Source organism: Streptomyces sp. NBC_01352 (assembly GCF_036237295.1).
Classification (GTDB): domain Bacteria; phylum Actinomycetota; class Actinomycetes; order Streptomycetales; family Streptomycetaceae; genus Streptomyces; species Streptomyces plumbiresistens.
In genome coordinates this window covers 5,877,376-5,899,178 of sequence record NZ_CP108354.1, presented here as the reverse complement: position 1 = coordinate 5,899,178, position 21,803 = coordinate 5,877,376, and the positions used below count along the sequence as shown (strand labels likewise).

Genomic DNA, 21,803 nt, shown 5'->3' with positions numbered 1-21,803 from the left:
CGCAACCTCAACCCGCGGTATGCGACTCAGCTCACGATCACCGCGCGACTTACTGCGCGAGCTACTGCACGACCGTGATCCGGTTCGTCACCGGCGGCACGATCGGGCTGGTCGCCGACGAGTTGGCCGTCAGGTACTGCTGCAGAGCCGCCAGGTCGTCCCCGCCGACCAGGTCGTTCGTGCCCAGGCCCAGCGTGGTGATGCCGTCGCCGCCGCCCGCGAGGAAGCTGTTCGTCGCGACGCGGTAGGTGGCCGCCGGGTCGATGGCCGTGCCGTTCAGCTTGACGGTGTCGGCGACCACGCGGTCCGCGCCGGTCTTCGTCATGTCGAGCGTGTACGTCAGACCGGTCGACGGCAGCAGGATCTTCGGCGCCGCCGTGTTCGAGCCGCTCACCTGCTCCTTGAGGATCTGGATCAGCTGGGTGCCGGTGAAGTCCTGGAGGTTCACCGTGTTGGAGAACGGCTGCACCGTGAAGCCCTCGGCGTACGTCACCACGCCGTCGCCCTCGGTCCCCTTGGCCGCGTAGGTGAGGCCCGCCCGGACGCCGCCCGGGTTCATCAGCGCGAGGTCCGTCTCCGGGTCGAGCTCCTTGCCGTACGCGAGCTGCGCGTCGGCGATGAGGTCGCCCATCGGGGACTCGGTGCCGGTGCTGGGGATGTCGGCGGAGATGTAGCCGATCGGACGGTTGCCGATGGGCGCCGCGAGGGTGTTCCACTTCGCGATCAGCTCGGTCATGTCCGTCGCCTTGGGGACGGTCCGGGTGACCACGTGGTTCGCGGACGGCACGGCCGTACGGGCGATATCGCCCGTCCAACGGTCGTACGTCAGCGTGGTGTCCGTGTACAGACGGCCGAAGGACGCGGCCGAGGTGACCGTGCGCGGCTTGCCCGACGGGTCGTTGATGGTGCACGCGTACGCGGCGTGGGTGTGGCCGGTGACCAGGGCGTCGACCTTCGGCGTGATGTTCTTCGCGATGTCGACGATCGGACCGGATATGCCGTCACCGGCGCCCGGCGAGTCGCAGTCGTAGTTGTACGCCGCCGAGGCCGGCAGGCCGCCCTCGTGGATCAGCGCGACGACCGACTTGACGCCCTGCTTCTCCAGCTCCTTGGCGTACTTGTTGATCGTCTCGACCTCGTCCTTGAACTTGAGGCCCTTCACACCCTCGGCGGAGACGACACCCGGGGTGTCCTCCAGGGTCACGCCGATGAAGCCGACCTTGACGCCGTTCTTCTTCCACACCCAGTAGGGCTTGAGAATCGGCTTGTTGGTCTTCTCGTCGAGGACGTTCGCGGCGAGGTACGGGAAGTTCGCGCCCTCGAAGGTCTCGCCGTCCACGTAGCAGCCGGCGACGGGGTGACAGCCGCCCCTCTGCAGACGGGCCAGCTCCTTGGCGCCCTCGTCGAACTCGTGGTTGCCGACGGAGGTGACGTCCAGGTCGAGCTTGTTCAGCGCCTCGATGGTGGGCTCGTCGTGGAAGAGGCCCGAGATCAGCGGGGAGGCACCGACCATGTCGCCGCCGGCCGCCGTGATGGAGTACTTGTTGCCGTCACGGGCGTTGCGCAGGTGGGTGGCGAGGTACTCGACTCCACCGGCGTCGATCGTCTTGGTGGTGCCGTCCGGCTGAAGTTCGGTGACCCGGCCGGAGGAACCGGACGGCGGCTCCAGGTTGCCGTGCAGGTCGTTGAACGACAGCAGCTGCACGTCCTGGTAGCGGCCCGACGTCTGACCGCCGGGCTTGCCCTTGGTCTCGCCCGCGTTCGCCGAGGAAGGCAGCGCGGCCGCCAGCGCCCCGACCGTGGCGAGACCGGCGGCCGCAGCCACCAGCCGGTATGTACGACGTCTGCGGTGCTGCTGCGACTGAGATGTGGCTGGCATACGCCCCCCTGTGTTTCTGGTGAGGAAGTGGGTGAGGAAGTGGCCCCGTCCCGGCGCAGCCTAGGGTCAACGCGCGTAGCGCGACAGAGGTTTGGTGGTTACATCCTGGTTGCTTCTTTGCCGCCACTTTGCTGCGCCCTCCCCTTACCCTCGTACGCATGACCAGCGATGACACCGCACAGCCCGGCATCTCCCGCTCGATCGAAACGCACTCCGCGCTCGCCCCGGACCGTACCGAGGCAGTGCTGGAGCTGCTCGCGGAGGCCGCCCGGAACGACGGGCAGCAGGCGGTGTCCGAACAGGGGCGGTTGCAGTTGCGGGGCGGCCCGCGCGAGGGCGTGTCCCATTTGCTCCTGTCTGTGGGTCCCGAACTGGTCGGTTACGCCCAGCTGGAGGACACCGACCCGGTGGAGGCGCCGGCCGCCGAACTGGTCGTCCACCCCGCGCACCGCGGCCACGGCCACGGACGCGCCCTCGGCTCGGCCCTCCTCGCCGCGTCCGGCAAGCGGCTGCGGGTGTGGGCGCACGGCGGCCACTCCGCCGCGCGGCACCTGGCGCAGGTTCTCGGCCTGACGCTCTTCCGCGAACTACGGCAGATGCGGCGCCCGTTGGCGGGGATGGACCTGCCGGACCCGGTGCTGCCCGAGGGCGTGAGTGTCCGCACCTTCGTCCCCGGCACCGACGACGCCGCCTGGCTCGCGGCCAACGCGGCGGCCTTCGCCCACCACCCCGAACAGGGGTCGCTCACCCAGCGGGACCTCGACGACCGCAAGGCCCAGCCGTGGTTCGACCCCGCCGGCTTCTTCCTCGCCTTCCGCGGCGACGAACTGATCGGCTTCCACTGGACGAAGGTCCACGCCGAGGAGCGGCTCGGCGAGGTGTACGTGCTCGGCGTACGGCCGGGCGCCCAGGGCGGGGGACTGGGCAAGGCCCTCACGACGATCGGACTCCGGCACCTTGCCGGACAGGGGTTGCCTACGGCGATGCTGTACGTCGACGCCGACAACAAGGCGGCGGTGTCGGTGTACGAGCGGCTGGGGTTCGTGACGTACGAGACGGATCTGATGTACCGCACGGAGACGTGACCGGCCGAGACAACCATGGGGGGCGAATCAGGCATGGGCAAGTGGGTCGTGATCGCGGAGTACCGCAGCGGTGACTACGACGAGAGCGAGATCTTCGGCGCTGAGAGCACGAAGGACCAGGCTCTGGAGGCACTCCGCGGCCTCACCCGCACGTATCTGCCGCGGTCCGGGATCATCGAGCAGTGGCGCCAGGTGTACCGGCTCGCCGACCACGAATCGTATGTGGTGATGATCAAGGGGAAGGTGTCCCTGTGGCACTGCACCCTGCGGGTGGCGGAGCTGGTCGTGGACTCTCGCGATCCGGCCGTGGCGAAGGCGGCGCAGGAGGAGGACGCGGCAGCCGAAGCGGCTGCCGCGCCCCGGGACCGGATCCCGCCCGGCTATCGCTAGGGCCCGGCATGATCCGCCGGACGGGCCTAGGGCGATCCCGGCACGGCACCCCGCGGGTGGCGCCGCAGCACGTGCCCCCGTCGCAGCGGCTCCGGCCCGCACAGCCCCCACACCAGCACCGCCGCCGCCAGTACCACCGCCCACCGTTCGTGGGCGGCCTCCCACCTCGGGTCGTCGGGCGATACGAACAGCGCCCAGCGGTGCGGCAGGAGCAGCCCGGCCAGGATCGCCGTGGTCAGGATGCTCGCCGCGACCGAAGGGCCCGGCTCGGGCTCGTCCGCGAACCTCACGGCCGTCGCGGCGGCGGCCAGTGCGAGGGCGGCGGTCGCGCCGGCCTCCAGGGTCAGGGCACCGACCGGGGGCCGTATCTCCCCCGGTACGAGGGCCAGTGCGGCCGTCCACCACAGCACCGCCACCGGCGCGACCCACGCCACCCGCAGCCCCGTCCGCACCCAGCGCCGGGTGGTGACGGGCACGGTGAGGTGCCGGGCGGGGTCGTCCAGCAGGAACGCCAGGCCGAGGGCGAAGGCGAGGGCGGCGCCCCGCAGCAGGTTGAGCACCAGCCACGGGTCCGGCGGGCCGTCGGCCAGCCGCGGCAGCCAGACGAGCAGCAGCCCTACGACGGCCCCCGCGCCGAGCGCCCGCCAGGGGACGGTACGCCCGACACTCCACACCAGGGCCCCGCTCACACCCCGCACTCGACGGTCCCCCTCAAGGCCCTTCATCGCCACGCCCCCTCACCTCCAGTCCTAAAACCTTGGCCCCGCACCGCCACGTCCTCTCATTCCTCACAGTCGTCGCCTCCCTTGGGCGCCTCGACCCCCAGCAGCCGGGCCACCTGAGCCGTACTCACCCCAGGAGCCGTCAGCTCCCCCCAGTGCTCCTTCACCGCGGCCGTGACCTCGGCCCGCGGACGCTTGAGCAGTTCCACCGTCACCGAGGTCTGTCCGGCGGACATGGACAGCGAGTTGGTGGGAGCCAGGACGATCGCCGAGCCGCTGAGGCTGTCGTCGAGGCGGACGTTCTTGAGGTCGCCGATCGGGTCGGCGGCGCCGCCCACGGCCAGCCACATCACCGTCACCATGCGCCCGTCGCACAGTTCGCCGCCCTTGGCCTCGCTGCCCGCAACCAGCACGGAGGCGACGGCGGCAGCGAACTCGGGGACGCGGTTGCCGCCCCAGCGGGTGCCGACGGTGACCTGGTGGGGGGCGGTCAGCGAGGCGATTGTGGTGTCACCGGTGAGGCCGTACGTGGCGTCGAACCGCTGTCGTACGAGCAGTTGCTCCTTGGCCGCCGAGCCGGCCGCGAGGGCCTGGACACGGTCGACGACTCCCGCCCAGGTGCCTGTCCGGCCGGTCCACTCCGGGAACGCGCAGTACGTCGAGGTGCCGTGCCGGGTGCACGACTGCTCCTTCTCCGGGGTGGCGGTGGCCCGCTCGCGGGCCGCCGTCAGCTCCGCCGAGACGCCCCCGGACTGTGCGACCGCGCCGGTCAGTGTCAGGGCGAGAGCGCCCGCCACACCCGCCTTGACGTGCCAGGTCCGGCCGCCGCCGGCCAGTACGGCAACCGTGGCCGCCAGCAGGACGAGCCCGAGGAGATAGAGCGCGTGCCAGGCGGCCGGCCGGCCGATCAGGTCGGACGGCAGTGTCTCGGTGCTGTTCTCGCCGACGACCGGGGACAACCAGCGGCTCCACTCGGCGTCGCTCGTGCCGGCGGAGATGAACACGGAGAAGGTGAAGAGGCCGAGCACGAGGAGGGGCGCGGCGAACACGGTCGGCACCAGGCGGGCGAACAGCACACCGAGGGCGCCGCACAGCATCACGTAGAGGGGCCCGACGGCGAGTTCGGCCACCGAGCCGTGGCCCACCGCGCCCGGCTTGAGCGCCTGCCAGGTGAACTCGCCCAGCACGACCAGCGCGGTGAGCACGGCGAACGGCACGACCGACAGGACGTGCGCGACCGTACGCCGCCACGGCTCCATCACCAGCACGTCGAAGTGCCGGTCGGTGCCGCGCCGGCGGGACCGCAGCGCGGCCCGGTTGACGCAGACGAGCAGGGCGATGCCGAGGAGGAAGGGCGCGCTCTGCGTGCCCCGGTCGACGTCCTGGAGCGCCGGGAAGGCGTCCATGCCCTCGCGCTCGGACAGCAGCCCCCAGAGGGTGTAGCCGATGTACACGACGAGGGCGACCAGCACCGCGATGTACCGCAGAAGGTCGCGGGCCTCGAAGCGGGCGAGGGCGAACACGGCCGCCCACGGCCGGCGTGGCTCACTGTGCACGACGGGCGGGGCCGTCGCTTCCATGACCGTGTTCACGCTGCCGCCACCTCCGCGCCCGCGCCGTCGAGCGTGAGCAGGTAGCCGTCCTCCAGGGTGGGTTCGAGGAGGTCTGCGCCGGGCGGCGGATCACCCAGGTTGCGGAAGGAGCCGGTGCCGGTGCGCCAGCCGGCCAGCGCGCCGGGGTCGCGTTCCGTACTGCTCCACACCTGGCCCGCGGCCCGCGCGGTCAGCTCGGCCGGGGTGCCGTCGAAGCGGACCTGGCCGCCGGCCAGCACCACGACCCGGTTGCAGAGCATCGCCACGTCCTCCGTCTGGTGGGTGGACAGCAGCACCGTCCGCCCCTCTCCCGCCTGTGCGATCAACTCGCGGAAGCGCATGCGCTGTTCGGGGTCGAGGCCGACGGTCGGCTCGTCCAGGACGAGGAAGCCGGGGTCGCCGACGAGCGCGGCCGCCAGCGCGACCCGCTGCCGCATACCGCCGGACAGCCGCTTGATGCGCCTGCCGCGTACGTCACCCAGGTCGACCTCCTCGAGGACGCGCCGGACCTCGCGGTGGCGGGCGCCCCGGTTGGTCAGCTCCTTCAGGATCGCCACGTAGTCGACGAACTCGAAGGCCGTGAAGTCCGGGTGGAAGCCGGGGGTCTGCGGCAGATAGCCGAGCGAACGCCGTACGTCCTGGCGCCCGCGCGAGGTCGCCGGGTCGTGCCCCAGCACGGTGAACGCCCCCCGGTCCGGCGGCACGGCCGTCGCCAGAACCCGCAGCAGGGTCGTCTTGCCGGCGCCGTTGGGCCCGAGCAGCCCCGTGACGCCCCGCGTCAGCCGCAGCGACACGTCGTCCAGGGCGCGGGTACCGCCGTAGCGGAGGCTCAGCCCGGAGGCGGAGACGGTGGGGGTCATGCGGCACTCCCGTTGAAGAGGTCGAAACGGTCACGAAGAAGGAAGAGCAGCCCGGCGGCGAGCGCGGCGACCGCCGCGGCCACGCCCTGCCCGGCCGCGGTGAACGGTGCGAGCGGATCGCCGTCGGCCGCCCGCAGTGCGTCGGCCGTCAGCAGCAGCGCGACCCAGGACCCGGCGACCAGGGCCGGCGCGCGCACCGGTCCGAGCCGCGGCGTGAGCGCGAGGCCGGTCGCGGTGAGGGCGAGGGCGGGCAGCAGCCAGGCGAGGGCGCGCAGTCCGTACTCGGGGAGCGCGAGCGTCGCGAGTCCGTTGAGGCCCAGTCCGGCGACGAGTACGGCGACCGTGCGGATCATCAGCAGCCGGAAGCCGTGCGTCGGCGAGACGACGGCCATCTCGTACGTCGGGTCCAGCGCGGGTCCGTACGACAGCGCGACCCCGGCGAGCGGCAGCAGCGGCGCGAGCGCGAGGAAGAGCGTGGGCGTGCCGGCGTCCGGCCGCGAGTTGGCCACGACGACGGTCATCACGAGGACGGCGACGACGGAACCGAGCCAGGAGCCGCGCAGCACCGGTGTGGCCGCCAGGAGCCGCGCGGTGTGGTCGGCGACGCCGATCCGGACCAGCAGGGACTCGAGCAGCCCGAGCCGGGGTGCGTCGAGTTCGGCGTCGAGCCGCTCCCACCCCGCGTCGAGGGCGGCGGGATCGCTGACGTCGGCCAGCACGCCCCGGCACTGCGCGCAGGCGGTGAGATGCGCGTCGGCGGACCACAGCACCGGGGGCGCCAACTCGCCCCGGACGTAGGCCCGTAGATCCTCCTCGGACACATGCCAGGTCATGCCGCCACCTCCCGCGCTCGTGGATACGTACTCATGCCAGCGCCTCCCGCAGCTGCTTGCGGGCCCGCATCGCCCGTGTCTTGACCGTGCCCGGCGGGATGCCGAGGAGGACGGCCGCCTCCCGGGTGGTCAGCCCGTCGATGACCGTGGCCTGGAGCACGGCGCGCAACTCCGGTGAGAGGCTCACCAGGGCGCCCGCGAGGTCGCCGTGCTCCACCCCCGCGAGCACGCGTTCCTCCGCGGACGCCTCGTCCCGGTGCCGCAGCCGTGCCAGCGCCTGCCGCAGCCGCCCCCGCGCCCCGTCGCCGCGCAGTGCGTCGACCAGCCGCCGCGAGCCGATGCGCCACAGCCATCCGGCGACGTCCCCCTCCTCGCGGTAGCGGGCGGTTCCCCGCCAGACGGCCAGGAACGTCTCCTGTACGACGTCGTCGACGACCCCGGTGTCCGAGCACCGGCCGCGCAGGCGTGCGGTGAGCCACGGCGCGAAGCGCCGGTACAGCTCTTCGAAGGCGCGCCGGTCCCCGTCCGCCGCGATGGCCCGCAGCAGCTCCCCGTCGCTTCTCGTTTCGCTCACATCTCCTCATCGGACGAGCCCGATCGTTCGGTTCACGCAATCACGCTTGACTTTCCGACACCTCTTCCACCACCCTTTCACTACTCAATTAGTGAAAGGGTGGTGGGCGTGTGGTCGAGTACCGCATCGACCGGCACAGCGGCGTGGCCACCTACGTCCAGATCGTCCAGCAGACCAAGCAGGCGCTCCGCCTCGGCCTCCTCGAACCCGGCGACAAGCTGCCGACCGCCCGCGAGGTCGTCGAGGCCACCGCCATCAACCCGAACACCGTGCTCAAGGCCTACCGCGAGCTGGAGCGCGAGGGCCTGGTCGAGGCACGGCGGGGCCTGGGCACCTTCGTCCGGCGCACGCTGGGCACCGCACCGGCCGACTCCCCCCTGCACGGCGAGCTGGACACCTGGGCGGCGAAGGCCCGCGAGGCCGGCATGGCCCGCGAGGACGTGGCCGCACTGTTCACCGCCGTGCTCGAGAAACACTTCCAAGGAGACCCCTCATGACCGACACGGCGATAGCCGCGGCCGCGCTCGGCAAGCGCTTCGGCCGCCGAGGAGGCTGGGCGCTGCGTGAGTGCACCTTCCGCCTGCCGGCCGGCCGCGTCTGCGCCGTCGTCGGCCCGAACGGCGCGGGCAAGTCCACCCTGCTCGCCCTCGCCGCCGGCCTGCTCGCCCCCAGCGAGGGCACGGTGACCGTCCTCGGGACGACCCCGGGCGAGGCACGCGCCCGCGTGGGCTTCGTCGGCCAGGACAAGCCGCTGTACCCGCAGCTCACCGTCGCCGAGACGCTGCGCATGGGCGCCGATCTCAACCCCGGCCACTGGGACGCGGCCACCGGCGAGCGGATCGTGGCCGCGGGCGAACTGAACCCCAAGTCCCGCATCCGCACCCTCTCCGGCGGCCAGCGCACCCGCGTCGCCCTCGCCCTGGCCCTCGCCAAGCGGCCCGAACTGCTGCTCCTGGACGAGCCGATGGCCGACCTCGATCCGCTGGCCCGGCACGAGCTGATGGGCGTCCTGATGGCCCGGGCCGCCGAACACGGCACCACCATCGTGATGTCCTCGCACGTGGTCGCCGAACTGGAGGACTCCTGCGACCACCTGCTGCTGATCGGTGGCGGCCGGGTCCGCCTGTCCGGCGAGATCGACGACCTGCTCGCCGCCCACGCGCGCGTGTCCGCCCCCGCGGAGACCGACCTCGCCCCGCACACCGTCGTCGAGTCCCGCATCACCGGCCGTCAGCTCACCGCGCTGATCCGCCCGGCGGGCCCGCTCCCCGGCGACTGGCGCACCGGTGGCCGCCTCTCCCTGGAGGAGCTGGTCCTCGCCCATCTGCGCAGCCCCGAAGCGCCCACCCTGCCCCCGGCCGACACCGACAAGCCCGAGGAGAACGCCGCGTGAGCGCCCTGACCCTCGCCGCCCCGGCGCCCCCCTCCTCCGCGCCGCCCCCGCGCCAGCTCCGCTGGCTGCTGCGCCTGCACCGCCCGGCCCTGTACGCCTGGACGGGCCTGGTCGTCGTACTCGGCGCCCTGCTGCTGTGGCTCGGGGGCCCGCTCACCGACGCGTCGGAGGCCGCCTGGAAGCAGTACAACGCCTGCGGAATGGCCGCCTGCACCTACGACCAGGACGCGATCCTCCTCTACAAGGACGTCGCCCGGTACACGGGCTCCGCCGTCCTCGCGCTGCCGTTCCTGGTCGCCGCCTGGGCGGGCGCCTCGCTGATCGGCCGCGAGCTGGAGACCGGCACCGCACAGCTCGCCTGGACCCAGGGCGTGACCCCGACCCGCTGGCTCGTCGCCAAGCTCGCCCTCCCGGCGGCCCTGGTCACCGCCGGAACGTCCCTGCTGGCCCTGCTGCACCACCTGGCCTGGTCGGCGGGCCGGGGCCGCGTCGACAACACCGAGCCCTGGTACAGCATCGAGACCCTCTACGCGGGCGGACCGGTCCTCGTCGCCCTCGCCCTGGCGGGACTGGCCGCCGGCGCCCTCCTGGGGCTGCTGCTGCGCCGGTCCCTGGCCGCGCTGATCGGCTCGGCCCTCGTCACGGGCGTCCTGTGGATCGGGACCTTCCTGGCCCTGCCCCACCTCTGGCCGGCCGTCACCCGCGTCAGCAGCCTGCGGGACGGCCCGTCGGGCTCCGGCATCACCGTCGCGGAGGGCCTGCTCACCGCCGACGGCGACCGCCTCGCCGTCCCCCGGTACTGCGGCAGCAGCATCGACCCCGCCTGCGGCTCGCTCTTCGACCGCCTCGACGCCGTCAGCTTCTACCGGGACTACCACCCCCGGTCCCACTCCAGGCCCCTGCTCCTCGTGGCGACCGGCATCCTCCTCGCCGTCGCCGTCCTGCTGACCGTCGTGGCGTTCCGCGTGCTGCGGCACCGGACCGCCGACCGCAAGGGAGCCGCCGTATGACCGCCGCCGCGGGACTGCCGCGCACGGTGCTGCGCCTGCACCGCACGGCGGGGATCGTGTGGCTGGTCTTCGTCCTCGGTGCCGTCGCCTGGCTGGTGTGGCTGAACGAGGTCACCGCGGACTCGGCGCGCGCCGCGGTGAACAGCTGCCCCAGCAACACCGGCATCTGCGAGGCGGTCTGGGCGAGCCTCGACTACAGCGGGCCGACCGGCTGGATCAGCACGCTCGTGTACTACAGCTTCTGGGCCGTCGCCGCCTGGGCGGGCGGCTCGCTGATCGGCCGCGAGCTGGAGAGCGGCACCGCACAGCTCGCCTGGACCCAGGGCGTGACGCCCACCCGCTGGCTGGCCGTCAAACTCGCGGTGCCCGCGCTGGTGATCGTCCTCGGCGGCGCGATCTTCGTCCCGGTGTACCGGTGGGCCTGGTCGGCGAACCGGGACCTGATGGGCGACGACTGGACCTTCCCCGACGTGTTCGCCGCCCACGGCCCGGCGGTCGTGGCGTACGGCCTGTGCGCCCTCGCGGTCGGCACGCTCACCGGGCTCGTCCTGCGCCGCTCACTGCCCGCGCTCGGTGTCACCGTCGCCGTGATGGTGCTGCTCAACCAGGTCCTGGAGCGGTACCGCGAGGACTTCTGGCCGACGGTGACCCTGGCCTCCGCCGGCCGGTCCGAGGGGCCCGACAACTGGTGGCAGACGGGTGACGGCCGCTATCACCCCCCGTCCCACTTCTGGCCCATGCACCTGATCGAGACCGGCATCCTCCTCGCCGTCACCGCCGCGGCCACCGCAGCCGCCTTCCGGCTGCTGCGCCGCCGCACCCGCTGAAAGCCGCCGCATCCGCTGAAACCGGGCCGTACGTCTCTCCACGGGGGGAGGGACGTACGGTTGCGTCATGCATCGCCGCATGTAGACGCCCGCGAGCCGCCCCCCGGTGTCCCACACGCCATGTCGCCGTAACCATTGGTTCAGACGGGCTTGCAACGCTCACTGAATGAAGCCCGTCGTGCCAGAGCCTTCGCCGCCCCCCGAGGGATCCGCGCGGAACGGGGACGCCGGCGCTGCCGCCACGCTCCCGCCCGCCCTGTCCGACGCGCCTGTATCGCTCGTGGCGCGGAAGAATGGGTCCATGAGCCAGCCAAACGCCCCGGTACAGATCCAGCACGCCCAACCCTCCGTCGGTTCCATAGCCGCGCACCGCCCGCACACCGTGTCTGCGGCCGTCTCCGACCTGGAACCCGACATCGACGCCGACCTCGACGCGTACGAAGAGGCGCCGTTCGACGGCCCGCAGCTGCCCCAGGGGCGATTCCTCGACCGGGAGCGCAGCTGGCTCGCGTTCAACGAGCGGGTCCTCGAACTCGCCGAGGACCCGAACACGCCCCTCCTCGAGCGTGCCAACTTCCTCGCGATCTTCGCCAGCAACCTGGACGAGTTCTTCATGGTCCGGGTGGCCGGTCTGAAGCGCCGTATCGCCACCGGTGTCGCCACCCGGTCCGCGTCCGGCCTCCAACCCCGCGAGGTCCTGGAGATGATCTGGGCCCGCTCGCGTGAGCTCATGGCCCGGCACGCCGCCTGCTACCACGAGGACATCGCCCCCGCCCTGGCCGAGGAGGGCGTCCACCTGGTCCGCTGGAACGAGCTCCAGGAGAAGGAACAGGCCCGCCTGTTCACCCTCTTCCGGCACCAGATCTTCCCGGTGCTGACTCCGCTGGCGGTCGACCCGGCGCACCCCTTCCCGTACATCTCGGGGCTGTCTCTCAACCTGGCCGTCATCGTCCGCAACCCCGTCACCGGCCACCGCCACTTCGCCCGCGTCAAGGTGCCGCCGCTGCTGTCCCGCTTCCTGGAGAGCTCCCCGGGCCGCTACGTCCCCATCGAGGACGTCATCGCCGCCCACCTGGAGGAGCTGTTCCCGGGCATGGAGGTCCTGGAGCACCACGCCTTCCGCCTCACCCGCAACGAGGACCTCGAGGTCGAGGAGGACGACGCCGAGAACCTCCTCCAGGCTCTGGAGAAGGAGCTCATGCGGCGCCGCTTCGGGCCGCCGGTGCGCCTGGAGGTGGAGGAGTCCATCGACCGCGAGGTGCTCGACCTCCTCGTCCGCGAGCTGAAGATCAGCGAGGCCGAGGTCTACCCGCTGCCCGGTCCCCTGGACCTCACGGGCCTCTTCCGCATCGCCTCCCTGGACCGGCCCGAGCTGAAGTACAAGAAGTTCATCGCCGGCGTCCACCGCGACCTGGCCGAGGTCGAGTCGGCGTCCGCGGCCGACATATTCGCCGCGCTGCGCACCCGGGACGTGCTGCTGCACCACCCGTACGACTCCTTCTCGACGTCCGTGCAGGCGTTCCTGCAGCAGGCGGCCGACGACCCGGACGTCCTCGCCATCAAGCAGACCCTGTACCGGACCTCGGGCGACTCCCCCATAGTCGACGCGCTCATCGACGCCGCCGAGGCCGGCAAGCAGGTCCTCGTCCTGGTGGAGATCAAGGCCCGCTTCGACGAGCACGCCAACATCAAGTGGGCGCGCAAGCTGGAGGAGGCCGGCTGCCATGTCGTCTACGGCCTCGTCGGCCTGAAGACCCACTGCAAGCTGTCCCTGGTGGTCCGCCAGGAGGGCGACACGCTACGGCGCTACAGCCACGTCGGCACGGGCAACTACCACCCGAAGACGGCGAGGCTGTACGAGGACCTGGGCCTGCTCACCGCGGACCCGCAGGTCGGCGCGGACCTCTCCGACCTCTTCAACCGCCTGTCGGGCTACTCGCGCCGCGAGACCTACCGTCGCCTCCTGGTCGCCCCCAAGTCCCTGCGGGACGGCCTGATCGCGCGGATCAACAAGGAAGTCCAGCACCACCGTGCCGGACGCCCCGCCTTCGTCCGCATCAAGGTCAACTCGATGGTGGACGAGGCGATCATCGACGCCATGTACCGCGCGTCCCAGGCGGGCGTGCCGTGCGACGTCTGGGTGCGCGGCATCTGCGCGGTCCGCCCCGGCGTCGCGGGCCTGTCGGAGAACATCCGGGTCCGCTCGATCCTCGGCCGCTTCCTCGAACACTCCCGGGTGTTCGGCTTCGGCAACGGCGGCGAGCCCGAGGTGTGGATCGGCAGCGCCGACATGATGCACCGCAACCTCGACCGCCGTATCGAGGCACTGGTGAGGGTCACCGACCCGGCCCACCGGGCCGCCCTCAACAGGCTGTTGGAGACGGGCATGTCCGACACCACCGCGTCCTGGCACCTCGGCCCGGACGGCGAGTGGACCCGGCATGCGACCGACGGGGACGGCCAAGCCCTGCGCAACGTCCAGGAGATGCTCATAGACGCCCGGAGGCGCCGGCGTGGCACAGCAACACCTTGACCCGACGGATCCCCAGTCCGATTACGTCGGGCCGGTCACCGGAGAGGCCCTCGCCGGCTACCTGCGGGCCCAGGCCACCGAGTTCCTCCGCGCGCTGCGGCTGCACCGGGAAACCGGCGGTACGACAGCCGGCGCGAACGGCGCGGAGGACACCGTCGACGCGGCCCGGGCGCTGCGCCGCTCGGTCCGCCGCATCAGCGGCAGCCTGCACACCTTCCGGCCCCTGCTCGACGCCGAGTGGTCGGACGCGATGCGCCCCGAACTGGCGTGGCTGTCGGGGACGCTGGCGATGGAGCACGCGTACGGGGCCCGGCTGGAGCGCCTGCTGCTGGCGCTGCACCGGCTGTCGGGGGCGGTGTTCCCTGCCCAGTCGGCTCACGCAGGCGCCGGCAGCTCCTCCTCAGGGGCTGCGGGCAGTCGTGCCGCCGGGACGGCTCCCGCCCCACGGAAAGCGACACCTGAGAACGCCGGGCCGCCGACCGACCTGCCCGCACCGGACCGCGGCAACCTGACCGTGGGCGCGGCGAAGGCCGGCGCCCTGCTCGAGCGCCAGCTCACCCTGGCCCGGACCCGGGCGCACAGCACCGCCCTCCAGTGCCTCGGCTCCTCCCGCTTCCACGCGGTCGCCGACAGCATCGCCGTACTCGCCAGCGAGGTCCCCCTCACCACCACCGCGGCCGCGTCCGCCCTGCACCCCTTCGCCGACGCCGCCAAGGAGCGCCTCACGGACGCGATCGCCGTCCTCCCCCTCGTGACCGCCGGCAGCCCCTACAACGCGGAGGCGCTGATCCACGGCCTCTCCCCGGATCCGTCCCCGCACCCCCAGGACGCCCCCTGGCACCAGGTCCGCCTGCTCCTGCGCCTGCACCGCTACGCCCGCGAGATCCTCGACGGCAGGAACGCACCCGTCGACGTCCGGCTGCTCACCGCCGGCCAGGCCCTGGACCGGCACCGGGACGCCTCGGAGGCGGCGGCAGCGGCGGCCCAGGCCGCGCGTACCCCGCGTATCGCCCCGGCGACGGCGTACGCCCTCGGCGTGCTCCACGCCGACCAGCGGCACGAGGTGGAGGCGGCCCGTTTCACGTTCCAGCAGTCGTGGCAGAAGCAGGCGGTCGGCACACCCTGACCCATCTCCTCGTGTTTCTCCTCGTGCAGGCGGTGACACCGATGACCCAGGCGAACGAAGCCACCGAACCCCCCGTCCAGGCGGCCGGCTGCGTCCTGTGGCGCCGCTCCCCGGTCGACGGCGAGCTGGAGGTCTGTCTCGTCCACCGGCCGAAGTACGACGACTGGTCGCATCCCAAGGGGAAGCTGAAACGCGGCGAGGACCACCTGGCCGGCGCCCTGCGCGAGGTCGAGGAGGAGACGGGCCACCGGGCAGCGCCCGGCACCCGGCTGCCCACCGTCCTGTACATGGCGAACGGCCGCCCCAAGGAGGTCCGCTACTGGGCGGCCGAGGCCACGACCGGCGCCTTCACGCCGAACGACGAGGTGGACCGCATCCTCTGGCTCCCCCCGTCGGCCGCCCGAAACCGCCTCACCCAACCGAGGGATCGCACCCTTGTGGACGCCCTGCTCCAGGCCCTGCGGCTGGCATAGTCGGCCGGAATCACTCCGTGTCCTCGACGTAAGCGTTCCGTGACCTCACCGCACCGTCTACAGGGGTTCACCCCCCGTTCATTTATGGCCTTCGGCGCCTTCACCTGTTCTGCCTACTTTCGGCCTTACGCGATGCGGCACGTAGCTCGAAGCGGTGATTCACCTCGAACAAGTGATTCACACATACGCCTTGATCGCGTGGCCACATCACACAGACTTCGCACGCCGCCGGTTCAGGACGGCGGCTCCTGGAAGGAACTCCCTCAGTGAAGCTTCAGCGCATGAACCGGCGGGCCCTCACCCTCGGTGCTCTCGCCGTCTCCGGCGCCCTGGCCCTCACGGCGTGCGGCTCCGATGACACCGGCAATGGCGGCGACAGCAGCGCCTCGGCCACCGCACAGGCCGGCAGCATCAAGTGTGACGACGCCAAGGGTCAGCTCCTCGCCGACGGCTCCTCCGCGCAGAAGAACGCGATCGACGCCTGGGTCAAGCAGTTCTCCGCCGCCTGCGGCGTGCAGATCAACTACAAGGGCGGCGGCTCGGGCGCCGGCGTCACCGCGTTCACCCAGGGCCAGGTGGCCTTCGCCGGTTCGGACTCCGCTCTGAAGCCCGAAGAGGTCGAGGCCTCCAAGCAGGTCTGCTCCGGCGGCCAGGGCATCGACCTCCCGATGGTCGGCGGCCCGATCGCCGTGGGTTACAACGTCCCGGGTGTCGACAAGCTCGTGCTGGACGCCGCGACGCTCGCCAAGATCTTCGACAGCAAGATCACCAACTGGAACGACGCGGCGATCAAGAAGCTGAACCCCGACGTCGAGCTGCCCGACCTGAAGATCCAGGCGTTCCACCGCTCTGACGAGTCCGGCACCACGGACAACTTCACCAAGTACCTGATCGCCTCGTCCCCCGCCAACTGGAAGTACGAGGGTGGCAAGGCCTGGCAGGCCAAGGGCGGCCAGTCCGCCTCCGGCTCCTCCGGTGTCGCCCAGCAGGTCAAGCAGACCTCCGGCGCCATCAGTTACATGGAGCTGTCGTACGCCAAGGACGGCATCAACGCGGTCTCCATCGACACCGGCGCCTCCGCCCCGGTCGACGCCACCGTCGAGAACGCCACCAAGGCCATCGGCGCCGCCCAGGTCGTCGGCACGGGCAAGGACCTCTCGCTCAAGCTGGACTACGCGACCAAGGCCGAGGGCGCCTACCCGATCACCCTGGTCACGTACGAGATCGTGTGCGACAAGGGCAACAAGGCGGACACCCTGCCCGCCACCAAGGCGTTCCTGCGCTACATCGCCTCCGAGGACGGCCAGTCCGTCCTCGCGGACAGCGGCTACGCCCCCATCCCCGCCGACATCATCGCCAAGGTCCGCACCACCATCGAGGGCCTGAGCTGATCTGAGTGCGGTCCGGCCGGGGCCTTCGTACCCCGGCCGGACCGCACCGTCCGGTGCACCGCCGCCAGGAGCCGCCGCCGACCGCGGACGGCTCCACCGGACCGTACGGCGCGTACGGTCCCGCAGACCGGAGAACCCGATGGACATAACCACGAAGAACACCGAAGCCCCTCCCCCGACCGAACCCCCGACCGAGGCCGAGCAGAAGCGCGCGGCCCGAGGCGCCACCCGACCCGGTGACCGGATCTTCCTCGGTCTCTCCCGAGGGTCGGGCATCCTGCTGTTGGTGATCATGGCCGCGATCGCGGTCTTCCTCACCTACCGAGCGAGCCTCGCGATCAGCAAGGACGACGCCAACTTCCTCACCACCTTCGAGTGGAACACCGGCATCCTCCCGCCGAAGTTCGGCATCGCGGTCCTCGCCTTCGGCACGATCGTCTCCTCGATCGTCGCCATGGTCATCGCGGTCCCGATCGCCGTCGCCATCGCGCTGTTCCTCACGCACTACGCCCCGCGCAAGCTCAGCGGCCCCATCGGGTACGTGATCGACCTGCTCGCCGCCGTGCCGTCCATCGTCTACGGCCTGTGGGGCGCGCTGATCCTCGTACCGCAGATGGACGGCCTCTTCGGCTGGCTGAACGACTACCTCGGCTGGACCGGCATCTTCTCCTGGGAGGGCGGCGCCCCCCGTTCGATGCTCACGGTCGGCATCCTGCTCGCGATCATGATCCTGCCGGTCATCACCAACGTGAGCCGCGAGGTCTTCCGCCAGGCCCCGCAGATGATCGAGGAGGCGGCTCTCGCCCTCGGCGCCACCCGCTGGGAGGTCATCCGCATGGCCGTCCTGCCGTTCGGCCGCTCCGGCGTGATCTCCGCCTCGATGCTCGGCCTCGGCCGCGCCCTCGGCGAGACGATGGCCGTCGCCACCGTGCTCTCCCCCACCTTCGACATCCAGGCCAGCCTGCTCGACCCGGGCGGCGGCACCTTCGCCCAGAACATCGCCAGCAAGTTCGGCGAGGCCACCGAGTTCGGCCGTGACGCGCTCATCGCCTCCGGTCTGGTCCTGTTCGTCATCACCCTGCTGGTCAACGGCGCGGCCCGCGCGATCATCGCCCGCCGCAAGGAGTACTCGGGGGCCAACGCATGAGCACCGCACTCGCCGAAAACCGCCCCAGCACCCTGCAGGGCGCCCGCCTCCCGAAGTGGTCCCCGTACGCCATCGCCGGCGGCTCCCTCGCCGTGGCGATCGGCATCGGCCTCGCCGCCGGCCTCCACAGCCGCGTGCAGTGGGGCCTGATCGCCGCGATCCTCTTCGTCGTCGGTTCGTACGTCATCGCCTCCCGCGTCGAGGGCACCCGCCAGGCCAAGGACCGCCTCGCGACCTCGCTGGTCTGGGTGGCCTTCCTGCTCGCCGTGGTGCCGCTGGTCTCCCTGGTCTGGGTGACCGTCGCACGCGGCGTGAAGGTCCTCGACGTCTACTTCCTGACCCACTCCATGGGCGTGGTCGCCGACACCGAGCCGGGCGGCGGCATCTACGCCGCCATCCTCGGCAGCCTGGAACAGGTCGCCCTCGCCACGGTGATCGCCGCCCCGATCGGCGTGCTCACCGCCGTCTACCTGGTGGAGTACGGCCGCGGCAACCTCTCCCGGGCCATCACGTTCTTCGTCGACGTGATGACCGGTATCCCGTCGATCGTCGCCGGTCTGTTCATCCTCAGCCTGATGCTGCAGTTCGACATGCAGCCCTTCGGCTTCGCCGGCTCGCTCGCGCTCGCGATCCTGATGATGCCGGTCGTCGTCCGCTCCACGGAGGAGATGCTCAAGCTCGTCCCGAACGAGCTGCGCGAGGCCTCCCTGGCGCTCGGCGTCCCGAAGTGGCGCACCATCCTGAAGGTGGTCCTGCCGACCTCGCTCGGCGGCATCATCACCGGCGTGATGCTGGCGGTCGCCCGTATCGCGGGCGAGACCGCACCGGTTCTCCTGCTCGTGTGGGGAAACCCGTTCATCAACGCCAACCCCTTCGAGGGTGCGCAGGCGTCGCTGCCGCTGTACATCTATCAGCAGTACGCGAACAGCGCGGGCTCCGGAGCGGCGTACGACCGCGCCTGGGCGGCGTCGCTGACGCTGATCGCCTTCGTGATGATCCTCAACCTGGTGGCCCGCGGCATCGCCCGCTGGAAGGCCCCCAAGACCGGTCGCTGACGCGGCCATCGGCGACTGACACCGGAAGTGAAGTAGAGACATGGCCAAGCGAATCGACGTAAGCGGACTCACCGCCTACTACAGCGCCCACAAGGCGATCGAAGACATCTCGATGACGGTCGAGCCGCGCTCGGTGACGGCCTTCATCGGCCCCTCCGGCTGCGGCAAGTCGACGTTCCTGCGCACCCTGAACCGTATGCACGAGGTCACCCCCGGGGGTCGCGTCGAGGGCAAGGTGCTCCTGGACGACGAGGACCTCTACGGCCACGGCATCGACCCGGTGTCCGTGCGTCGCGAGGTCGGCATGGTGTTCCAGCGCCCCAACCCCTTCCCCACCATGTCGATCTTCGACAACGTGGCGGCGGGGCTGCGCCTGAACGGCAGCTACAAGAAGAACGAGCTCCAGGACATCGTCGAGAAGTCCCTCAAGGGCGCGAACCTCTGGAACGAGGTCAAGGACCGCCTCAACAAGCCCGGTTCGGGCCTGTCGGGTGGCCAGCAGCAGCGCCTGTGCATCGCGCGGGCGATCGCGGTCGAGCCGAACGTGCTGCTGATGGACGAGCCCTGCTCGGCCCTGGACCCGATCTCCACCCTCGCCATCGAGGACCTGATCGGCGAGCTGAAGGAGCGCTTCACGATCGTCATCGTGACGCACAACATGCAGCAGGCGGCGCGCGTCTCCGACCGTACGGCCTTCTTCAACCTGTCGGCGGTCGGCCAGCCCGGCAAGCTGATCGAGATAGACGACACGGAGCGCATCTTCTCCAACCCGTCGGTCCAGGCCACGGAGGACTACATCTCCGGCCGCTTCGGCTGATCCGACACCCCCGAACCCCTCGCGGTGCTGCATGGCGGTGCCACCGCGAGGACAAAAGGGCCCGTTCCCCGGTTTCCGGGGAACGGGCCCGTCGTCTGTCCGCGTCCACCTTTCGACGGCGTGGCGGCTGGGCGAGGCTCACCATTCGACCGACCGAGTCGGGTGGACACCCCCCGACACGCGCCTTCGCCGCCGTGCGCGAGTGCGGGAGCGTACGCCTCGCGACGCCGGTGGCGGCCGGCGGCGCTCACTTCTTGGCCGACCGAGTCGGGTGGTGGGTGGGCACAGGCCCAGGGGTCTGGGGGCGGAGCCCCCAGCAGGCGCGGCACCGGCGCCTACAGGAACGCCAGGTTCACGATCCAGAAGCTCACCGCGGCCACGGCCCCCGCCGCCGGCATCGTGATGAACCAGCCCAGGATGATGTTCTTGGCGACGCCCCACCGCACGGCGTTCACCCGCTTCGTCGCCCCCACACCCATGATCGCGGACGTGATGACATGGGTCGTGGAGATCGGCGCCTTGAACAGGAACGCCGTCGTGAACATGATCGACGCACCGGTCGTCTCCGCGGCGAACCCCTGCGGCGGATCCAACTCGATGATCTTCCGCCCCAGCGTCCGCATGATCCGCCACCCACCGGCGTACGTCCCCAGCGACAGCATCACGGCACACGCGATCTTCACCCACACCGGGATCGGATCGCCGTAGTCCTCGACGTCGGCGATGACCAGCGCCATCACCACGATGCCCATGGTCTTCTGCGCGTCCTGAAGACCATGGCCGAGCGCCATACCGGCAGCCGAGACGGTCTGCGCTATACGGAACCCGCGCTTGGCCTTGTGCGGGTTGGCCCGCCGGAAGATCCACATGATCGCCGTCATCACCAGATAACCGGCCAGCAGACCCACCACCGGCGAGATGAACATCGGGATGACGACCTTCTCCAGCACCCCGTGCCAGTACACGGTCGTACCGCCGGCCAGCGCGGCCCCGACCATCCCGCCGAACAACGCGTGCGAGGAAGAGGACGGCAGCCCGAAGTACCACGTGATGAGATTCCACGTGATCGCACCGATCAGCGCCGCGAAGAGGATGCCCATCCCCTTCGACCCCTCGGGCGTCTCGATCAGCCCCTCGCTGACGGTCTTGGCGACCCCGGAACCGAGAAACGCACCGGCGAGGTTCATCACCGCGGCCATCGCCAACGCGGCGCGAGGCGTCAGCGCGCGCGTCGAGACGGACGTGGCGATGGCGTTCGCCGAGTCGTGAAAGCCGTTGGTGTACGTGAATCCGAGCGCGACCCCGATGGTCACGATCAATGCAAAGGTGTCCATGAAGAGCTCAGGACTCCTTGACGGCGATCGTCTCCACCGTGTTCGCCACGTGCTCGAACGCGTCGGCCGCTTCCTCCAGCACATCCACGATCTGCTTGAGCTTCAGCACCTCGATGGCCTCGTACTTGCCGTTGAAGAGCATGGCGAGCAGCTTGCGGTGGATCTGGTCGGCCTGGTTCTCCAGCCGGTTGACCTCGATCCAGTACTCGGTGAGGTTGTCCATCGTCCGCAGGTTCGGCATCGCCTCGGCGGTCAGCTCGGCGGCCCGGGCCAGCACCTCGATCTGCTGCTCGACGCCCTTGGGCAGTTCCTCCACGTTGTAGAGGACGACCAGGTCGACGGCCTCCTCCATGAAGTCCATGATGTCGTCGAGGGACGATGCGAGGTTGTAGATGTCCTCACGGTCGAACGGCGTGATGAACGAGGAGTTCAGCTGATGGAAGATCGCGTGCGTGGCATCGTCACCTGCGTGTTCCGCGGCCCGCATACGCTCTGCGATCTCGGCCCGGCCGGCGGTGTCCGCCCCGAGCAGTTCCATGAGGAGTTTCGAGCCCGTGACGATGTTGTCCGCGGACGCGGCGAACATGTCGTAGAAGCTCGTCTCCCTGGGGGTCAGACGAAAGCGCACAAGGGGTCCTCGGGGTGCATCGGTTTCGGTCAGGCTGATGCTAGGCGCATCATCCGGCCACGGCTAATGGGCCGTCCCCCAGTGTCGCCCATCGGGCAGAGTGGTCGGCACGGGGGCCGCTCGCAGGCCACATA

General features: G+C 70.9%; 21 protein-coding genes. 13 read left to right on the top strand and 8 right to left on the bottom strand.

All coding sequences use genetic code 11. The annotated features are described in order from the left end of the window. Nucleotides 1–61 precede the first annotated feature (61 nt). The gene (locus OG252_RS27480) at nucleotides 62–1,879 is read right to left on the bottom strand and encodes a bifunctional metallophosphatase/5'-nucleotidase (RefSeq protein WP_329339422.1); all 1,818 of its coding nucleotides are present in this window, start codon (nucleotides 1,877–1,879) and stop codon (nucleotides 62–64) included. A gap of 158 nt (nucleotides 1,880–2,037) precedes the next feature. Between OG252_RS27480 and mshD the strand changes: the two genes are divergently transcribed. Further along, nucleotides 2,038–2,964: a mycothiol synthase gene (mshD, locus tag OG252_RS27475; RefSeq protein ID WP_266437313.1), complete on the top strand. Its 927-nt coding sequence runs from the start codon at nucleotides 2,038–2,040 to the stop codon at nucleotides 2,962–2,964. Between the two features lie 15 nt (nucleotides 2,965–2,979). After that, nucleotides 2,980–3,354, top strand: coding sequence for a hypothetical protein (locus OG252_RS27470; RefSeq protein WP_329339419.1), 375 nt, complete (start codon nucleotides 2,980–2,982; stop codon nucleotides 3,352–3,354). 26 nt (nucleotides 3,355–3,380) lie between these two features. Here the strand turns inward: OG252_RS27470 and OG252_RS27465 are convergent, their stop codons facing one another. The 5 genes from OG252_RS27465 to OG252_RS27445 are packed head-to-tail and all read right to left on the bottom strand — an operon-like array spanning nucleotide 3,381 to nucleotide 7,935. Beyond that, entirely contained in the window at nucleotides 3,381–4,079 is a 699-nt protein-coding gene (locus tag OG252_RS27465) for an ABC transporter (RefSeq protein ID WP_329345204.1), read from the bottom strand. A gap of 56 nt (nucleotides 4,080–4,135) precedes the next feature. Next, the gene (locus tag OG252_RS27460) at nucleotides 4,136–5,668 is read right to left on the bottom strand and encodes an ABC transporter permease (protein WP_406493845.1); all 1,533 of its coding nucleotides are present in this window, start codon (nucleotides 5,666–5,668) and stop codon (nucleotides 4,136–4,138) included. After that, nucleotides 5,665–6,528 (bottom strand): ABC transporter ATP-binding protein, encoded by an 864-nt coding sequence (locus tag OG252_RS27455; RefSeq protein WP_266437307.1) that lies wholly within the window; start codon nucleotides 6,526–6,528, stop codon nucleotides 5,665–5,667. The genes OG252_RS27460 and OG252_RS27455 overlap by 4 nt, the downstream gene beginning before the upstream one ends. Then, nucleotides 6,525–7,361 carry a zf-HC2 domain-containing protein gene (locus tag OG252_RS27450; protein ID WP_329339417.1) on the bottom strand — a complete coding sequence of 279 codons (837 nt, stop codon included), beginning with the start codon at nucleotides 7,359–7,361 and terminating at the stop codon, nucleotides 6,525–6,527. The genes OG252_RS27455 and OG252_RS27450 overlap by 4 nt, the downstream gene beginning before the upstream one ends. A gap of 31 nt (nucleotides 7,362–7,392) precedes the next feature. Beyond that, a complete protein-coding gene (locus tag OG252_RS27445) occupies nucleotides 7,393–7,935 on the bottom strand; it encodes an RNA polymerase sigma factor (protein WP_307675783.1) in 543 nt (180 codons plus the stop codon). 110 nt (nucleotides 7,936–8,045) lie between these two features. On the opposite strand from OG252_RS27445, the gene OG252_RS27440 reads away from it, so the two are divergent. From OG252_RS27440 to pstB, 11 genes are all read left to right on the top strand, one after another. Then, nucleotides 8,046–8,432, top strand: a complete 387-nt coding sequence (locus OG252_RS27440) for a GntR family transcriptional regulator (protein WP_329339414.1) — start codon at nucleotides 8,046–8,048, stop codon at nucleotides 8,430–8,432. Then, a complete protein-coding gene (locus OG252_RS27435) occupies nucleotides 8,429–9,328 on the top strand; it encodes an ABC transporter ATP-binding protein (RefSeq protein ID WP_329339413.1) in 900 nt (299 codons plus the stop codon). The genes OG252_RS27440 and OG252_RS27435 overlap by 4 nt, the downstream gene beginning before the upstream one ends. A gap of 5 nt (nucleotides 9,329–9,333) precedes the next feature. Then, nucleotides 9,334–10,338 (top strand): ABC transporter permease, encoded by a 1,005-nt coding sequence (locus OG252_RS27430; RefSeq protein ID WP_329345203.1) that lies wholly within the window; start codon nucleotides 9,334–9,336, stop codon nucleotides 10,336–10,338. Continuing rightward, the gene (locus OG252_RS27425) at nucleotides 10,335–11,165 is read left to right on the top strand and encodes a hypothetical protein (RefSeq protein WP_266437292.1); all 831 of its coding nucleotides are present in this window, start codon (nucleotides 10,335–10,337) and stop codon (nucleotides 11,163–11,165) included. Before OG252_RS27430 ends, OG252_RS27425 begins: the two co-directional genes overlap by 4 nt. Before the next feature lie 166 nt (nucleotides 11,166–11,331). After that, a complete protein-coding gene (locus OG252_RS27420; protein ID WP_443068430.1) occupies nucleotides 11,332–13,698 on the top strand; it encodes an RNA degradosome polyphosphate kinase in 2,367 nt (788 codons plus the stop codon). Continuing rightward, nucleotides 13,679–14,824, top strand: a complete 1,146-nt coding sequence (locus tag OG252_RS27415) for a CHAD domain-containing protein (RefSeq protein WP_266437288.1) — start codon at nucleotides 13,679–13,681, stop codon at nucleotides 14,822–14,824. Before OG252_RS27420 ends, OG252_RS27415 begins: the two co-directional genes overlap by 20 nt. Nucleotides 14,825–14,865: 41 nt before the next feature. Beyond that, nucleotides 14,866–15,297: an NUDIX hydrolase gene (locus tag OG252_RS27410; protein WP_266437285.1), complete on the top strand. Its 432-nt coding sequence runs from the start codon at nucleotides 14,866–14,868 to the stop codon at nucleotides 15,295–15,297. 266 nt (nucleotides 15,298–15,563) lie between these two features. Next, on the top strand, nucleotides 15,564–16,688 hold the full coding sequence (gene pstS / locus OG252_RS27405) for a phosphate ABC transporter substrate-binding protein PstS (RefSeq protein ID WP_266437282.1): 1,125 nt from the start codon (nucleotides 15,564–15,566) through the stop codon (nucleotides 16,686–16,688). A 139-nt stretch (nucleotides 16,689–16,827) separates the two neighbouring features. Beyond that, nucleotides 16,828–17,835 (top strand): phosphate ABC transporter permease subunit PstC, encoded by a 1,008-nt coding sequence (gene pstC, locus OG252_RS27400; RefSeq protein ID WP_266437279.1) that lies wholly within the window; start codon nucleotides 16,828–16,830, stop codon nucleotides 17,833–17,835. Then, nucleotides 17,832–18,890: a phosphate ABC transporter permease PstA gene (gene pstA / locus OG252_RS27395; protein WP_266437276.1), complete on the top strand. Its 1,059-nt coding sequence runs from the start codon at nucleotides 17,832–17,834 to the stop codon at nucleotides 18,888–18,890. Before pstC ends, pstA begins: the two co-directional genes overlap by 4 nt. Before the next feature lie 40 nt (nucleotides 18,891–18,930). Beyond that, nucleotides 18,931–19,707 (top strand): phosphate ABC transporter ATP-binding protein PstB, encoded by a 777-nt coding sequence (gene pstB / locus OG252_RS27390; RefSeq protein WP_266437273.1) that lies wholly within the window; start codon nucleotides 18,931–18,933, stop codon nucleotides 19,705–19,707. Between the two features lie 335 nt (nucleotides 19,708–20,042). Here the strand turns inward: pstB and OG252_RS27385 are convergent, their stop codons facing one another. Then, on the bottom strand, nucleotides 20,043–21,041 hold the full coding sequence (locus tag OG252_RS27385) for an inorganic phosphate transporter (RefSeq protein ID WP_266437270.1): 999 nt from the start codon (nucleotides 21,039–21,041) through the stop codon (nucleotides 20,043–20,045). 7 nt (nucleotides 21,042–21,048) lie between these two features. Further along, nucleotides 21,049–21,669, bottom strand: coding sequence for a DUF47 domain-containing protein (locus OG252_RS27380; protein WP_030043659.1), 621 nt, complete (start codon nucleotides 21,667–21,669; stop codon nucleotides 21,049–21,051). Nucleotides 21,670–21,803 lie beyond the last annotated feature (134 nt).